Annotated in this window: 13 protein-coding genes and 1 pseudogene; 8 read left to right on the top strand and 6 right to left on the bottom strand. The window is 65.8% G+C overall.

The window, feature by feature from the left end:
- Positions 1 to 100: 100 nt before the first annotated feature.
- From ACGI6K_RS01815 to ACGI6K_RS01805, 3 genes are all read left to right on the top strand, one after another.
- Positions 101 to 1105, top strand: a complete 1005-nt coding sequence (locus tag ACGI6K_RS01815) for an ArsR/SmtB family transcription factor (protein ID WP_376945376.1) — start codon at positions 101 to 103, stop codon at positions 1103 to 1105.
- Between the two features lie 62 nt (positions 1106 to 1167).
- Positions 1168 to 2358: a methionine adenosyltransferase gene (gene metK, locus ACGI6K_RS01810; RefSeq protein WP_376945359.1), complete on the top strand. Its 1191-nt coding sequence runs from the start codon at positions 1168 to 1170 to the stop codon at positions 2356 to 2358.
- Positions 2359 to 2668: 310 nt separating this feature from the next.
- A complete protein-coding gene (locus ACGI6K_RS01805) occupies positions 2669 to 4567 on the top strand; it encodes a beta-ketoacyl synthase (RefSeq protein ID WP_376945361.1) in 1899 nt (632 codons plus the stop codon).
- A 40-nt stretch (positions 4568 to 4607) separates the two neighbouring features.
- On the opposite strand, the gene cysQ is transcribed toward ACGI6K_RS01805, so the two are convergent.
- Together cysQ and nudE are read right to left on the bottom strand one after the other, a co-directional pair.
- The gene (gene cysQ, locus ACGI6K_RS01800) at positions 4608 to 5432 is read right to left on the bottom strand and encodes a 3'(2'),5'-bisphosphate nucleotidase CysQ (protein WP_376945363.1); all 825 of its coding nucleotides are present in this window, start codon (positions 5430 to 5432) and stop codon (positions 4608 to 4610) included.
- Positions 5429 to 5995, bottom strand: a complete 567-nt coding sequence (nudE, locus tag ACGI6K_RS01795; protein ID WP_376945365.1) for an ADP compounds hydrolase NudE — start codon at positions 5993 to 5995, stop codon at positions 5429 to 5431. The genes cysQ and nudE overlap by 4 nt, the downstream gene beginning before the upstream one ends.
- Positions 5996 to 6896: 901 nt before the next feature.
- Between nudE and yrfG the strand changes: the two genes are divergently transcribed.
- A complete protein-coding gene (gene yrfG / locus ACGI6K_RS01790; protein WP_376945367.1) occupies positions 6897 to 7562 on the top strand; it encodes a GMP/IMP nucleotidase in 666 nt (221 codons plus the stop codon).
- Positions 7563 to 7880: 318 nt separating this feature from the next.
- On the top strand, positions 7881 to 8351 hold the full coding sequence (locus ACGI6K_RS01785; protein WP_376945369.1) for a glycine zipper domain-containing protein: 471 nt from the start codon (positions 7881 to 7883) through the stop codon (positions 8349 to 8351).
- A 63-nt stretch (positions 8352 to 8414) separates the two neighbouring features.
- Here the strand turns inward: ACGI6K_RS01785 and cls are convergent, their stop codons facing one another.
- The 4 genes from cls to hslO all read right to left on the bottom strand — a co-directional run bounded on the left by cls (position 8415) and on the right by hslO (position 13822).
- On the bottom strand, positions 8415 to 9860 hold the full coding sequence (cls, locus tag ACGI6K_RS01780) for a cardiolipin synthase (protein ID WP_376945371.1): 1446 nt from the start codon (positions 9858 to 9860) through the stop codon (positions 8415 to 8417).
- Between the two features lie 103 nt (positions 9861 to 9963).
- Positions 9964 to 11508 carry a phosphoenolpyruvate carboxykinase gene (locus ACGI6K_RS01775; RefSeq protein WP_376945373.1) on the bottom strand — a complete coding sequence of 515 codons (1545 nt, stop codon included), beginning with the start codon at positions 11506 to 11508 and terminating at the stop codon, positions 9964 to 9966.
- Between the two features lie 270 nt (positions 11509 to 11778).
- On the bottom strand, positions 11779 to 12786 hold the full coding sequence (locus ACGI6K_RS01770; protein ID WP_377969341.1) for an RNA-guided endonuclease InsQ/TnpB family protein: 1008 nt from the start codon (positions 12784 to 12786) through the stop codon (positions 11779 to 11781).
- Between the two features lie 142 nt (positions 12787 to 12928).
- The gene (hslO, locus tag ACGI6K_RS01765; RefSeq protein ID WP_376946934.1) at positions 12929 to 13822 is read right to left on the bottom strand and encodes an Hsp33 family molecular chaperone HslO; all 894 of its coding nucleotides are present in this window, start codon (positions 13820 to 13822) and stop codon (positions 12929 to 12931) included.
- 351 nt (positions 13823 to 14173) lie between these two features.
- Between hslO and ACGI6K_RS01760 the strand changes: the two are divergent.
- The 3 genes and pseudogenes from ACGI6K_RS01760 to ACGI6K_RS01750 form a co-directional block, all read left to right on the top strand.
- Positions 14174 to 14266: pseudogene (locus ACGI6K_RS01760) on the top strand (hypothetical protein); the annotation flags it as partial.
- 86 nt (positions 14267 to 14352) lie between these two features.
- Positions 14353 to 15474, top strand: coding sequence for an NAD-dependent epimerase (locus tag ACGI6K_RS01755; protein ID WP_376946936.1), 1122 nt, complete (start codon positions 14353 to 14355; stop codon positions 15472 to 15474).
- On the top strand, positions 15461 to 16198 hold the full coding sequence (locus tag ACGI6K_RS01750; protein WP_376946972.1) for a sugar transferase: 738 nt from the start codon (positions 15461 to 15463) through the stop codon (positions 16196 to 16198). The genes ACGI6K_RS01755 and ACGI6K_RS01750 overlap by 14 nt, the downstream gene beginning before the upstream one ends.
- The last annotated feature ends 8 nt before the right edge of the window (positions 16199 to 16206 follow it).

The raw sequence follows: 16206 nt of genomic DNA, 5'->3' as shown, positions 1-16206 counted from the left end.
GGCGAACCTCGCCAGCCGGCGGGACAAGAGCAATATCAAAACTTTTTGATACAGCCTTGCTGCGCAAAAATCGACCGACTAGACTGCCGGCCCCATGAACATGCGTGTCTCCACCCTGCACCGCGACGACGACTGCGACGAACTGGCCGCCCTCTGCAAGGCCGGCGGCGATCCGCTGCGCCTAAAGGTGCTGCGCGCGCTGGCCAGCGACTCCTTCGGGGTGCTGGAACTGGCGCAGATCTTCGCCATCGGCCAGTCGGGCATCAGCCATCACCTCAAGGTGCTGGCCCAGGCCGGGCTGGTGGCGACGCGCCGCGAGGGCAACGCGATTTTCTACCGCCGTGCCCTGCCGGCCGCCGCCGGCTTCGCCGGCACGCTGCGCGCGGCGCTGCTGGCGGAGGTCGACGCGCTGGAGCTGGAGGCCGCCATCCGCGCGCGGGTCGCCGAAGTGCATGCCCAGCGCGCGGCGGTCAGCCGCGACTTCTTCAGCCGCATGGCCGACAAGTTCCAGGCGCAGCAGGACCTGATCGCCGGCTTGCCGCAGTACCGCGACAGCCTGCTGGCCCTGCTCGATGCGCAGGCCTTCGCCGACTCGGCCTGCGCGCTGGAGGTCGGCCCCGGCGACGGCGCCCTGCTGCCCGAGCTGGCGCGGCGTTTCGCGAGGGTGACGGCCCTGGACAACAGCCCGGCGATGCTCGAACTAGCCCGCCAGCGCTGCGCCCGGGAATTTTTGGAGAACGTCGAGCTGAAGCTCGCCGACGCGCTGCAGGAAAGCCCGGACAGCGCCGACTGCGTGGTGCTGAACATGGTGTTGCACCACTTCGCCGCGCCGGCCGAGGCGCTGCAGCGGCTGGCCGGGCGGGTCAAGCGCGGGGGCAGCCTGCTGCTGACCGAACTGTGTCGCCACGATCAGGACTGGGCCCGCGAGGCCTGTGGCGACCTCTGGCTCGGCTTCGATCAGGACGAACTGGCGCGCTGGGCCGCGCAGGCCGGCCTGGAGCCCGGCGACAGCCTGTACATAGGCCTGCGCAACGGCTTCCAGATTCAGATACGGCACTTCGCCAGGATAACGGCGGGCGCCGGTGAACGACAGCAAACCCCTTGAATATTGGACGGCACGGTCACGAGGCCGACTCAGCCACCGGCAACAACAGGAACCGATAATAGATGAGCGAATACTCCCTTTTCACCTCCGAGTCCGTGTCCGAAGGGCATCCGGACAAGATCGCCGACCAGATTTCCGATGCGGTGCTGGACGCCATCATCGCCGAAGACAAGCACGCCCGGGTGGCCTGCGAGACCCTGGTGAAGACCGGCGTCGCCATCGTCGCCGGCGAGATCACCACCAGCGCCTGGATCGACCTCGAGGAGCTGGTGCGCAAGGTCATCGTCGACATCGGCTACGACAGCTCCGACGTCGGCTACGACGGCCATACCTGCGGCATCATCAACATCATCGGCAAGCAGTCGGTGGACATCAACCAGGGCGTCGACCGCGCCAAGCCGGAAGACCAGGGCGCCGGCGACCAGGGCCTGATGTTCGGCTACGCCAGCGACGAAACCGAGGTGCTGATGCCGGCGCCGATCTGCTTCTCCCACCGCCTGGTCGAGCGCCAGGCCGAGGCGCGCAAGTCCGGCTTGCTGCCCTGGCTGCGCCCGGACGCCAAGAGCCAAGTCACCTGCCGCTACGAGAACGGCAAGGTGGTCGGCATCGACGCGGTTGTGCTGTCCACCCAGCACAACCCGGAGATCACCCAGGCTGACCTGCACGAAGCGGTGATGGAGCTGATCATCAAGCACACCCTGCCGGCCGAGCTGCTGCACAAGGACACCCAGTTCCACATCAACCCGACCGGCAAGTTCGTCATCGGCGGCCCGGTGGGCGACTGCGGCCTGACCGGGCGCAAGATCATCGTCGACTCCTACGGCGGCATGGCCCGTCACGGCGGCGGCGCCTTCTCCGGCAAGGACCCGTCCAAGGTGGACCGCTCCGCGGCCTACGCCGGCCGCTACGTGGCCAAGAACATCGTCGCCGCCGGCCTGGCCGAGCGCTGCGAGATTCAGGTCTCTTACGCCATCGGCGTGGCCCAGCCGACCTCCATCTCCATCAACACCTTCGGCACCGGCAAGATCGGCGACGACAGGATCGTCCAGTTGGTTCGCGAGCATTTCGACCTGCGCCCCTACGCGATCACCCGCATGCTCGACCTGCTGCACCCGATGTACCGGTCAACCGCCGCCTACGGTCACTTCGGCCGCACGCCGGTGGAAATGACCGTCGGCAACGACAGCTTCACCGCCTTCACCTGGGAGCGCACCGACAAGGCCGAAGCGCTGCGTTCGGACGCCGGTCTGTGACCGCGGCGACCGCCGCCGCCAACGGCGGCGGTCGTCTCCTTCCCTCTGCAGTCCGAAGCTACAATCGGCTAAGATCGCTCGTCGATGCCTTCACTCCCAGGCCGCTACAATGCCAAACGAAGAGCGACCTGCGGTAAGCGTGACTCGATCGTTGCCGACCCCGTCTACATGGACATTTATAAATTCTTCGCTTCGGCGTAGTCGATCCTCAAGGCCGGGCCAACGGCCGGCCCCGGATCGGCCACTCCGCCAGCGACCGGCCCCCGGTTTCGGAGCCTGCAATTCTCTTGCGTGAGGAGTTTTCCGAGCTATGTCTCGCTTACCTGTCATCGTTGGTTTTGGTGGTTACAACTCAGCCGGTCGCAGCTCCTTCCACCACGGTTTCCGCCGCACTGTCATCGAGTCCCTCCCCCCCCAGGCCCGCCAGGAAACCCTCGCCGGATTGGCCGTGATGATGAAGCTGGTGAGCGTGGTCGATGGCCAATACCGCGACAGCGATGGCTCCACCCTCACCCCGGCCGAGATCGAACGCCGCCACGGCGAACGGATTCTCGCCGCGACCCTGATCCGGCGCATCGAGCGGCAATATTTCGACGTCGACGCCACCCACTGGCACAAGAGCCTGACCCTGTCCGGCGAAGACCAGCCGCTGCACTTCACCACCAACGCCAAGCAACTGCCCGAGCCGCTGCCGGCCAACTGGAGCGTCGAGCCCCTGGAAGAGCACCAGGTGCGGGTGACCATCCACGGCAGTTGCGAATTCAAGGTCGACAGCTACCGCGAGATGCCGGTGAAGTCCGCCGGCCAGTTGCCTACCGGTTTCGAGCCAGGGGAACTCTACAATTCGCGCTTCCACCCGCGCGGCCTGCAACTGTCGGTGGTGGCCGCCACCGATGCGCTACGCTCCACCGGCATCGACTGGCAGACCATCCTCGACCACGTGCAGCCCGACGAGGTGGCGGTGTTTTCCGGCAGCATCATGAGCCAGCTCGACGAGAACGGCTACGGCGGCCTGCTGCAGTCGCGCCTGAAGGGCTACCGCGTTTCCTCCAAGCAACTGCCGCTGGGCTTCAACAGCATGCCCACCGACTTCATCAATGCCTACGTGCTGGGCAGTGTCGGCAGCACCGGCAGCATCACCGGCGCCTGCGCCACCTTCCTCTACAACCTGCAGAAGGGCATCGATGTCATCACCTCCGGCCAAGCGCGGGTGGTGGTGGTCGGCAACGCCGAGGCGCCGATCACCCCGGAAATCGTCGAGGGCTATGCGGCCATGGGCGCCCTGGCCACCGAGGAAGGCCTGCGCCACATCGGAGGCCGCGACCAGGTGGATTTCCGCCGCGCCAGCCGTCCCTTTGGCGCCAACTGCGGCTTCACCCTGGCCGAGGCGGCGCAGTACCTGGTGCTGATGGACGACGCCCTGGCCCTGGAGCTAGGCGCCGATATCCATGGCGCGGTGCCGGACGTGTTCGTCAACGCCGACGGCTTCAAGAAGTCCATCTCCGCCCCTGGGCCGGGCAACTACGTGACCGTGGCCAAGGCGGTGGCCAGCGCGATGCAACTGGTCGGCGAGGACGGCGTGCGCCGACGCAGCTTCATCCACGCCCACGGTTCGAGCACGCCGGCCAACCGCGTCACCGAATCGGAACTGCTCGACCACGTCGCGGGGGCTTTCGGCATCGCCGACTGGCCGATCGCCGCGGTCAAGGCCTATGTCGGCCACTCCCTGGCCACCGCCAGCGGCGATCAGTTGATCTCCGCACTCGGCACCTTCAAATATGGCCTGCTGCCCGGCATCAAGACCGTCGATCGCTTCGCCGACGACGTCCACGACCAGCACCTGCGTCTTTCCATGCAGGACGTGCGCCGCGACGACCTGGATGTCTGCTTCATCAACTCCAAGGGCTTTGGCGGCAACAACGCCACCGGCGTGCTGCTGTCGCCGCGGGTCACAGAGAAGATGCTGCGCAAGCGCCACGGCGAAGCCGCCTTCGCCGATTACTGTTCGCGCCGCGAAGCCACCCGCGAGGCCGCCCGCCGCTACGACGAGCAGGTCCTGCAGGGGCGTTTCGACATCCTCTACAACTTCGGCCAGGACATGATCGACGAACATGCCATCGAAGTGAGCGAGGAAGGCGTCAAGGTTCCCGGCTTCAAGCAGGCGATCCGCTTCCGCAAGGACGAGCGCTTCGGCGATATGCTCGACTGAGGCGAGTCCGGTGCCGCGGGGCGTCCCCCGCGGGCTTTTCTCACTCCAGCGTCCGCGCCAGTTCGAGCAGTCCGTCGCGCCAGCCGGCCGTGCGCGGCAGAGCCAGGAACGAGTGGTTGAGGAAATCGGCGCGCGCCGCGTAGTCCAGCGCCCGGCCCTGCAGATCCAGTACCTCGCCGCCGGCCCCTTCGAGCACGCCCTGGGCGGCGGCGGTGTCCCACTGCGAGGTCGGCGCCAGGCGCGGATAGAAATCCGCCAGCCCCTCGGCGAGCAGGCAGAACTTCAGCGAACTGCCGACGCTGGTCAGCCGCAGGCTGCCGAAACGCGCGGCGAGCCCCTGCAGTAGGCGCTCCTGGGCCGGACTGCTGTGCCGTCGGCTGGCGACCACGGTGAAATCCTCGTCCGGCGCGCGGCGCACGGCGATCGGCCGTTCGACGCCCGACATCTCGCTACTCCAGGCGCCGAGCCCGGCGCCGCCGAAATAGCAGCAGCCGGTCGCCGGCACCCCAACCACGCCGAGCAGCACCCGGCCCTCCTCGATCAGCGCGACGTTGACGGTGAACTCCTCGCTGCCGGCGATGAACTCCTTGGTGCCGTCCAACGGGTCGACCAGCCACCAGCGGCGCCAACCGGCGCGCTCGGCCAGGGGAATCGCGCAATCCTCCTCGGAGAGCACCGGAACCGTCGGTTCGAGCGCCCGCAGGCCGGCGCAGAGCACACGGTGCGCGGCCAGGTCGGCGGCGGTCACCGGCGAGGCGTCGTCCTTTTCCTGCACGTCGATACCGTCCATGCGCCAGTACGGCAGGATGGCGGCGCCGGCCTGGCGCACCAGGTCGATCAGCGGGGCGAAAGGAACGGTGCTCACAGGACCAGCACTCCGCGCTGAACCAGCAGATCGCGCGCCAGATAGAGCGCGGCCAGGGCCCGTCCTTCGCTGAACTGCGCATGCCGAACCAGAGCGGACAGTTCGCGCAGGTTGACCCGCTCGACCCGCATCGGCTCCGGCTCGTCGCCCGGCAGGCGTTTGGGGTAGAGGTCGCGGGCCAGCACCACCTGGATCTTCTGGGTCATGTAGCCGGGCGAAAGGGACAGCTCGGTGAGGTACTCCAGTTGATGGGCGCCGTAGCCGGCCTCCTCCTTCAGCTCGCGGTTGGCTGCCACCAGCACGTCCTCGCCCGGCTCGATCAGCCCCTTAGGCAAGGACAACTGGTAATCGTCGGTGCCGGCGCAGTACTCCTCCACCAGCAGGGCGTGCTGGTCGTCGATCAGCGCGACGACCATCACCGCGCCGTAGCCGCTGCCGGTACCCACCAGACGCTCATAGGTGCGCTCGACGCCATTGGTGAAGCGCAACTGCAATTCCTCGACGCGAAACAGACGGCTGGTCGCGACGATCGCTCGAGCGAGTACGGTGGGTTTCTGGCGCATAGTCATTCCTCGACTGAATAGGCGGCTCAATTGACGTTCTTCTGGAGCCTCGTGGCTGGTTATCATAACTCGGCTCGCGATCCGGCTCGCCTCCGGCCGATGGCGCGCAGGGCAATCGCATGACGCGCTCGCCTGATACCAGACTGGAAAGATTGTGTGATCCTTGGCATGGCTGCTTGCCGAGTAGCCGGAAAGTCCCCATTTCGGCCCCCCGGCCGAGTCACTTTTTCTTGCCTGGCCAAGAAAAAGTAACCCAAAAGAAGGCCACCCCCTCATCCAGCCCTGCGCTTCGCTCCGGGTTCCCTCCCTGCATCGCCGCTCCAGGGGCTCGCCGCGCAGGGCGATCCATGGCCCATCGCGGCTCTCGCGGCATCCTTGCCGCTCGACCCCTTCCACGGCGATTCCGCTCGGCCTTCTGAAGGGGGCATCCGGCGCGGCCTGACAGGTCGTGCCGCAAGAGCGAAAGCGCTTTCAGGCAACCCGGAGCCCGACTCCCGTTCAGGAGGCCGAGCGCAGGCGTCGCGTAGAGGGGTGAGCCGCGGGGAGGCGGCGAGAGTCGTACGAGGGGCATGGATGCCCCTTGCGCGACGACCCTCGGAGCGGCGCCGGAGCGAGGGAACCCCGGCGCAGCCGGGGCCGGATGACCGGGCGCGCTTTCTCTTTGGTTACTTTCTCTTGGCGCGCGCAAAGAGAAAGTGACTCGGCCGGGGGGGCCGAAACAGGAAGTATCCAGCCCCTCGGCAAGCAGCCGATGTACCGGATTTGAAGACCAGGCCGGAACGACCAGGCACACAATCTTTCCAGTCCAATATCGGAAAGATATTTTATGCGATTGCCCTGCGATGGCGCGCAGGTCCTTCGCATGCCACGCTTCCCGAAGCCTTCACCGACAAGAGCCGCCATGCCCCCGCTATCCTGGAGCGAAATCGACACCGTCCTGCTCGACATGGACGGTACCCTGCTCGATCTGCACTTCGACAACTACTTCTGGCTGGAGCACCTGCCGCGACGCTACGCCGAACACCACGGCATCGGCCGCGCCCTGGCCGAACGCGAACTGCTGCCGCTGTTTCGCGAGCATGCCGGCCGGCTGACCTGGTACTGCCTGGACTTCTGGAGCGCCGAGCTGAAGCTGCCGGTCGTCGAACTCAAGCGCGAAGTCGCCCACCTGATCGCCCTGCGCCCGGAGGCCGACCGCCTCCTCGCGGCCCTGCGCGGCGCTGGCAAGCGCGTCGCGCTGATCACCAACGCGCACCGTGATTCGCTGTCGCTGAAACTGGAGCGAGTCGAGCTGGCGCCCTGGTTCGAACGCCTGATCAGCGCCCACGACTACGGCTTCCCCAAGGAGGACCAGCAATTCTGGTTCGCCCTGCAGCAAGACTTCGGCTTCGCGCCGACGCGCACACTGTTCATCGACGACAGCCTGCCAGTGCTGCGCAGCGCCCGGCGCTACGGCATCGCCCACCTGTTGGCGGTACGCCGGCCGGACAGTTGCCAGGGTCCGAAGGACACCGAGGAATTCGCCGCCGTGGAGAGCTATGCGACCTTGTGCGAAGGATTGTGCTGAGCCTCGGACCGAAATGCGGGAGCGGATTCATCCGCGCGGCCAAAAGCATCGCGAACGAGTTTGCTCGCAGCGGAAGAACTTCCACCACGGTACACGGACCGCTCGCCAAAACACCGGAAAACCGAAAATTCCGCGACTGCCGGAAAGAACGGCCGGGGCAATCCCAGAGCTGGATCGACCGTCCCGTTTTAGCGAAGTTCCCCTTAACAAACAATGAGTTACAAAGCAATGAAAAAATCGAAAAATCGCTAAAAAACGCTTGCAAGGTGTCTGCACTGCAGCGAGGATCGCCTCGTCATTACCACTGAGGTTCACCTCATGAAGTACGCACCCATACTCCTGCTCTCCTTCGGCCTGACCAGCGGCGCCGCATTCGCTGGCGGCAACACCGAGGCAGCGGTCGGCGGCGCACTGGGCGGAACATTGGGCTCGGTCGTCGGTGGCGCCCTGGGCGGCTCCACCGGCGCAGTAATCGGCTCGGGCGTCGGCGGCGCGGCCGGCGCCGGCATCGGCGCCGAGCGGCGCAGCCGGACCGAAGCGGCCATCGGCGGCGCGCTCGGCGCAGCCGGCGGCAACGTCATCGGCAACTCGGTCGGCGGTCGCACCGGCGGCGTGATCGGCGCCGCGCTCGGCGGCGCCGGCGGCGGCGCCCTGGGCAACGCCTACGGCGACGACGATGACGACAACCGCGGTCGCCGCAGTGTCGAGCATCACCATCACCACCACTACAACGACAACGGCCTCCACCGCGGCCACTACAAGCACAAGCATCACAAGCGCCATCGCTGACACGACCGCGTCGGCGCAGCCCAGATCCGCAGAAGCCCGCCCGCCACGGTGGGCTTTTCGCTTTCAGAGGATCGGCGAAATCAGCCGCGCTACCCGCATGCCCAGGCGCTTCAGGCGGTGCGCCCGGCGGCTCTCCCCCCTGTCCAGCTCGCGGGAACGGCTGAAATCCCTTTGCAGCATGTATTCCACCTCAGCGGCGAAGGCGGTATCGAGGACAAACAGGGTCAGTTCGAAATTCAGACGGAACGAGCGGTTGTCCAGATTGGCGCTGCCCACCGCCGCGGTATCGTTGTCGATCAGCAGCACCTTCTGGTGCATGAAACCCGGCAGGTAGCGAAATACCCGGATGCCCGCCTCGAGCGCCTCGAAGGCATACAGGCTGGAAGCGGCGTAGACCACCCGGTGATCGGCCCGCGCCGGCAGCAGCAGGCGCACCTCCAGCCCGCGCAGCACCGCCAGGCGCAAGGCAGCGAATACCGACTCGTCGGGCACGAAGTAGGGACTGGCCAGCCAGATCCGCCGGCGTGCCGCGTTGATCGCCGCGACGAACTGCAGCGAGCCGGTTTCCTGGGGATCGGCCGGGCCGCTGCCGACCAGTTGGCAGAGTACCCCGCCGGCGGGATAGCGCTCCGGCAGCAGCAGCGGCGGCAGTTGCCGGGTGGTCCAGAACCAGTCCTCGGCGAAGGACTCCTGCAGGCAGGCCAGCACGGGCCCGCTCAGCTCCACCTGAGTATCGCGCCAAGGCGAGAGCCGCAGATTGTTTCCCAGGTAGTCGTCGCCGACGTTCATCCCGCCGAGAAAGCCGCGCTGGCCGTCGACCAGCACCAGCTTGCGGTGGTTGCGGAAGTTCAACTGGAAGCGGTTGAGCAGCCCGCTGCGCGCGGAGGCCGAAAAGGCCCGCATCGCCACCCCGCCCGCGCGCAGACGCTGCACATAGTGACGCGGCAGGGCGTGGCAGCCGATGCGGTCGTAAAGGAAGAACACCTGCACGCCGCTGGCGGCCCGCTCCAGCAGCAGGCTCTGCAGACGCCGGCCCAGGTGGTCGTCGCGGACGATGAAGAACTGCAGCAGGATCACTTGGCGCGCCTGGGCGACGGCCTCGAAGATCGCCGCGAAGGCGGCCTCGCCGTCGATCAGCAGGCGTACCCGGTTGTTGCCCAGCGGCGGCTGGCGGCCGAGGCGCGCCAGCACCTTGAGATCCTGCGAAGCCATGCTGCTATGGGCCGCCTTGGCCTCCTCGACCCAGGGACGCCAATCCTGCTCGGCCATCGCCCGGCGCATCTGCCGGTCGGCCTGGCGCCGCGCCCGGATATAGGCATCGAAGCGGCTGCGACCGAACACCAGATAGGGCAACAGGGTGAGATAGGGCATGAACAGCAGGGAGATGGCCCAGGCGATGGCTCCCTGCGCGGTCCGCACAGTGAACACCGCGTGGACGGCCGCAGCCACCCCCAACGCCTGGATCAGCGCCAGCAGGTAGCCCAAGAACTTTAAAGCGCCCTGTTCCATGCCTCACTCCTTCGAGATACCGACTCAGAGCATAACGCGGCAAGACCGGTGGGCAGGCACGAAAAAGCCGCCCGGAGGCGGCTTCTTCACCAGACGCGACGGCTCAGAGCAGCGGGCCGGCGTTGCGGATGGCGTCGGAGACATCGAACTTCTTGAAGTTCTCGACGAACTGCTTGGCCAGGGCGCGGGCCGCCTCGTCGTAGGCGCTCTTGTCGGCCCAGGTGTTGCGCGGGTTGAGCAGTTCGGTGTCGACGCCCGGCACGGTTTTCGGCACATCCAGGTTGATGATCGGCAGGCGCTCGGTCTCGACGCCGATCAGCGCGCCGCTCTGGATCGCCGCGATCACGCCGCGGGTGGTCGGGATGTTGAAGCGCTTGCCGACGCCGTAGCCACCGCCGGTCCAGCCGGTGTTGACCAGGTACACCTTGGAGTCGTAGCCCTGGATGCGCTTAATCAGCAGTTCGGCGTATTCGCCGGCCGGACGCGGGAAGAAGGGCGCGCCGAAGCAGGTGGAGAAGGTCGACTTGATGCCCTCGCCGGAACCCATCTCGGTGGAGCCGACCAACGCCGTGTAGCCGGACAGGAAATGGTAGGCCGCCTGTTCGTTGTCGAGGATCGACACCGGGGGCAGCACGCCGGTCAGGTCGCAGGTGAGGAAGATCACCGCATTCGGCTCGCCAGCGCGGTTTTCCTGCACGCGCTTCTCGATCAGCTCGCGCGGGTAGGCGGCGCGGGTGTTCTGCGTCAGGCCACCGTCGGCGTAGTCGGGCAGGCGCGAACGCTCGTCGAGCACCACGTTCTCCAGCACGGCGCCGAACTTGATGGCATTCCAGATCACCGGCTCGTTCTTCTCGGACAGGTCGATGCACTTGGCATAGCAGCCGCCCTCGATGTTGAACACGGTGCCCACGCCCCAGCCGTGCTCGTCGTCGCCGATCAGATAACGGCCCGGGTCGGCGGACAAGGTGGTCTTGCCGGTTCCGGACAGGCCGAAGAACAGGGTCACGTCGCCCTCCTCGCCCATGTTGGCGGCGCAGTGCATCGGCAGCACGTCGACGTCCGGCAGTAGGAAGTTCTGCACCGAGAACATCGCCTTCTTCATCTCGCCGGCATAGCGCATGCCGGCCAACAGGACCTTCTTGGCGGCGAAGTCGATGATCACGCAGCCGTCCGAATTGGTGCCGTCGCGCTCCGGCACGCACTCGAAGTCAGGTGCATTGAGGATTCGCCACTCGCCCTTGCCGGCAGGATTGAACTTGTCCGGGTTGATGAACAGGCAGCGGCCGAACAGGTTGTGCCAGGCGGTTTCGGTGATCATCTTGACCGCCAGGTAGTATTCGGGATCGGCCCCTACATGTACGTGCGAAACGAAATGGTCACGCTCGGCGAGATGGGCTTCGACACGTTGCCAGAGGGCGTCGAACCTGTCGGTGGGGAAAGGACGGTTGATATTGCCCCAGGCGATCTTGTGCTGGCTGCCCGGCTCCTGGACGATGAAGCGGTCGCTCGGGGAGCGCCCGGTTCGATGGCCGGTCCGCACCACCAGAGAGCCGTTGGCTGCCAGTTCTCCTTCTCCTCGGCGGATGGCTTCTTCTACCAGTTGCGCGGTGCTGATGTCGGTAAACACGGCTTGAGTGGCTTGCGTCATGTGCATCCGATCGGCTTGTGGCCGATTCCTCCATACGTTTTTGTAGCGTGAAATACGGTATTACTACAAGGAAAAAATAAAAAAAGCGCGGCCATTCTACCAGAAAAGCCGCCGATACAGTAGGAGCCGCCTGTCCGGCAAAGGTTCCGTGCCGCTCCGTCCGCAGGCGAAAACCGATGCTTCGGCCGTGCCGAAAGCGGATTCAATCCGCTGAAGAAACCCGCCGCGCCACCGGGCGGCGGAGAGCCGAGGCTTGACATCCTCCCCGCCCTAAAGGATGGGAATTCCCACCACTGGACGGCCATGCCCGGCCGCGAGAATGTTCCTGGCCGCGCTCACATCGCGGTCGTGAGCGACACCGCACTCACAGCAGATCCATTCTCTTATTCCAAGGCCCGCGATACCTTTCGGCCTCGAACCGGGCAGGCAGCCGCAATTCGAACAGGCTTGGGTGGTGTAGCGCTCGTCGACCACCTTGAAAACGATGCCTGCGTGTGCGCACTTGTATTCCAGCATCGTCTTCAACTGGCCCCAACCAGTGTCGAGCACCGACTTGGCCATCCGGGTCTTCACGCGTTTCGTGGACGACACATCGCCCACGTGGATTTCGCCGTACTGGCTGACCAGTTTCCGGCTGAATTTGTGCAAGGCGTCCTGGCGTCGGTTGGCGATCTTGGCATGGATCGCCCTGGCGCGGACCTTCTTGCCGGCGCGCTGGGCAATGGCCAGCTTCGCCTTCAGGTCGCGGTAGAAGCGGCCGTTCTCCAACTTCGTGCCATCGCTGCAGGTCGCCACGTCCTTGAGGCCCAGGTCGATGCCGAGCGCCCCTTGCCCTGGCGAAAGCTCAGCCTCTATCTCCACGGCGACGTTGAAGTACCAGCGGCCCCGCGCATCCTCGCTGAAGCTGCCCGAGCGGAACCCGTACCGGCTCAGGCCGTGGCTGTCCCAGACCTTGAAGTAGTGCCCGTTGTGGTAGACCTGCCGGTTCTTCCAGCTTGCCGCTCCAGTGTTGACCGGAATCCAGCCGAGGGATCGACGGGCACCGCCCGACTTTCGCCAATTCAGCCGGACCTTCTTGAACTGCCCGCGCCGGGTGACGTACTCGGCAGCCACGCATTGCAAGGTGTGGCTGTGCAGACCGAGATCCTTGCCGGCGCCCTTGGTGTAGGGATGCATGTCATAGGCGGACAGAAAGACCCCGCGCTCGCGAATCGAGCGCTGGCTCGGTTCGTTCAGGTAATTCCAGACGAAGTTGACGCCGCGGGCCATCTGGCGCAGCAGCGGAGCATGCTTGTCTCAAACGCGAACTTGCAGGGTCTTGGTCTGCTTCATGCCGGCATTTTACCCGATGAAGGGACGGCTACGCCGTCCGCGCTATCCTTCCCCACACTAAAAGTACGGGGTATGTCGCGCTTCTTGATCAGTGGCGAGTCGCCGAGGGCGCCCCGCTGCCGCCGCCGGCGAACAGTTGAGCGATATCGGTGGCATCGAACTCGTAGCGCTGGTTGCAGAACTGGCAATCGACCACCACCAGGCCGTCGCGCTCGCGCAGCAGTTGTTCGGCATCCGCCTGTCCCAGGCTGGACAAGGCGTTGGCCGAGCGCTCGCGCGAACAACTGCAGCGAAAGCGCAGCGGCAGCGGCTCGAACAGGCGTACCGCCTCTTGGTGGTAGAGCCGGCGCAACAGGGTCTCGTTGTCCAGCCCGAGCAGTTCCTCGGCGGTCAAGGTATCGGCCAGGGTGATCAGGTGCTCCCAGTTGAGCGGGCGTGCCTCGGCGTCCTTCAGGCGGTCGGCGGGCAATTGCTGGAGCAGGAGGCCACGGGCGCGGCGACCGTCGGCATTGAGCCAGAAACGTGTCGGCAACTGCTCCGAATCGGCGAAATAACCGGACAGGCAGTCGGCCAGGCTCTCGCCCCGCAGCTCGACGATGCCCTGGTAGCGCTGGCCCCGGCGCGGGTCGATGGTCAGGGTCAGCAGGCCTTCGGGCATCAGTTCGCGCAGCCTGGCACCGGGCTCCACCTGCTCGGCGTGATAACGGGCGATGCCGCGCACCTCGCGTTCGCTGGAACATTCCACCATGAGCAGGGGAAGCGGTCCTGGGGAACGCGCCTGCAGCACCAGCAGGCCATCGAACTTGAGGGTGCCGACCAGCAGCGCGGCGGCGGCGAGCATCTCGCCGAGCAGTTGGGCGACCGGCTCGGGATAGGGATGCTTGGCCAGCACCTCGGCATAACTGCCGCGCAGGTCTGCCAGCTCGCCGCGCACGTCGGTGTCGTCGAAGAGAAAGCGTTGGGTGAAATCGAAATCGGACATATCGGCTGGCCAATGGCAGGGAATGGAGCTGGCGACGGCCAGTGCTCGGAATCGCCACGAAGGGCGAGTCGCGACAAATTCTAGGAACACGGCCGGAAATCTCCAAGCCATGGGTGGTTCGCGGCTTCCTTGCAGCGTGCCACTCGTCGGTTGAATGGATGCTTTCCCGGCCCTGGCCAATACTCCAACCGCGTGGAAAACATGGAAAATCGATGGGTTGTGGAGAGAAGTTAGGGGCAATTCCGCCATTTGAAGCACGTCAGACAGGAACCGGGCCGTCTGCTTGACAGTGTCCTCGCCCAACCGCCTATACCTGTATCACTGCATCCACCTCGACGAGGCACGCCAAACATGGATGTGAGCGTTTTCGGTATCGGATACCTCGGCCTGGTCCAGGCGGCAGCCCTGGCCGCGGTCGGTCATCGCGCACGCCGCGTCGACATCGGCACAACGGCGGTCGGCCGGCGCATCGAAAAGACGCAGCGGCAAAGCACCGGCCTATCGCGGGTCGATCCCCGGGCGGGTGCGCAATGAAGATCCTGGTCACCGGCGCGGCCGGCTTCATCGGCGCCCATTGCGTGCGCCGGCTGCTGCTCGACGGCCACGAGGTGGTCGGCCTGGATAACTTCAACGACTACTACGACCCGGCCCTGAAGGAGGACCGGGTGCGCTGGATCTGTCAGGAAGCCGGCGACTTTCCTCTGTTGCGGCTGGATCTCGGCGATGCCGACAGCGTCGCCGACCTGTTCGCCGCCCAGCACCCGGAGGTGGTGGTGCACCTGGCCGCCCAGGCCGGCGTGCGCCATTCGCTGAGCGATCCGCACGCCTACGTACGCAGCAACCTCGCCGGCTTCCTGAACATCCTCGAAGGCTGCCGCCGGCAGCCGGTGCGGCATCTGGTCTACGCCTCGTCCAGCTCGGTGTACGGCGCCAACCAGCACACGCCCCATTCGGTGCAGGACAACGTCGACCACCCGCTGTCGCTGTACGCCGCGAGCAAGAAGGCCAACGAACTGATGGCCCACAGCTACAGCCACCTGTTCGGCATTCCCGCCACCGGCTTGCGCTTCTTCACCGTTTACGGCCCCTGGGGTCGACCGGACATGTCGCCGATCCAGTTCGCCCAGGCCATCGTCGAAGGGCGGCCGCTGCGCCTATTCAACCATGGCCGGCACCAGCGCGACTTCACCTACATCGACGACATCGTCGAAGGAGTGGTACGGCTGCTGCCGCAGCCGCCCCGTTCCGATCCGCACTGGGACCGCGAACGGCCCAGGGCGGAAAGCAGCATGGCGCCCTGGCGCCTGTACAACATCGGCGGGCATCGACCGATCGCCCTCACCGATTACATCGACACCTTGGAAAGGCATCTGGGCCGTAAGGCCCTTCGGGAATTGCTGCCTTTGCAGCCCGGGGACGTGCTCGACACTTATGCCGACGTCTCGGAATTGCAACGGGACACCGGCTTTCAGCCCCAGGTAAGTCTCGAAGAAGGCCTCGCCCGATTCGTATCCTGGTTTTGCCACTACTACAGGATCGACAGCCTCGATGCCCCAGCCATTTCATCCGCCGCTGCGGACGGGGAACTGTCGCGTGAGGTAATGCGCAATGAATGCCCCGGGAAACTCGTTTCAACAAATCAACTTCGCTAAGGACAGCCATTACACGCTCAAGGAAAAACGTACCGATCCCTCGCAGCGGGAGAAGATCCAAAACGCCCTCTGGGTCCACGATCGCGGCTGGTTCAGCGGTCGCCAGGGCGGCACCCCTTGGAGCCTGTCCCGCACCAAGCGCCTTGGCGAAGCCTGCGCCGCCCTGCTGCTGCTGCTCTTATTCTCCCCCCTGTTGCTCGGCATCGCCCTGCTGATCAGGCTGGATAGCCCCGGTCCCGTGCTGTTCGTCCAGCGACGCACCGGCTTTCGGGGGCGCCGCTTCGGCATGTACAAGTTCCGCAGCATGGTGGCCGGTGCCGAGGCCCTGAAGGACTCGCTGCGCCACCTGAACAAGCACGGCGCCGAAGCCATCGACTTCAAGATCGACGCCGACCCGCGGGTGACCGCGGTCGGCCGCTGGCTGCGCCGTACCAGCCTGGACGAGCTGCCCAACCTGATCAACGTGGTGCGCGGCGAGATGCGCCTAGTCGGGCCGCGCCCCACCTCGTTCAACGCCAGCCGCTACCGCGAGCACCACCTGGGCCGGCTGAGCATCTATCCGGGCATGACCGGCCTCTGGCAGATCTCCGGACGCAGCGACGTCGATTTCGACGACCGGGTCGAACTCGACATGGACTACATCCGCCGTCAGGGCCCCCTGCTGGACCTGTGGATTCTGCTGAAAACCCCCGTCGAGGTGTTCCACGGCCACGGCGCCGCTTGAACCCTCAT

Source organism: Azorhizophilus paspali, from assembly GCF_043587585.2.
GTDB classification, from domain to species: Bacteria; Pseudomonadota; Gammaproteobacteria; order Pseudomonadales; family Pseudomonadaceae; genus Azotobacter; species Azotobacter paspali.
The sequence above is the reverse complement of the archived record's forward strand: the minus strand, read 5'-3'. Positions and strand labels throughout refer to the sequence as shown.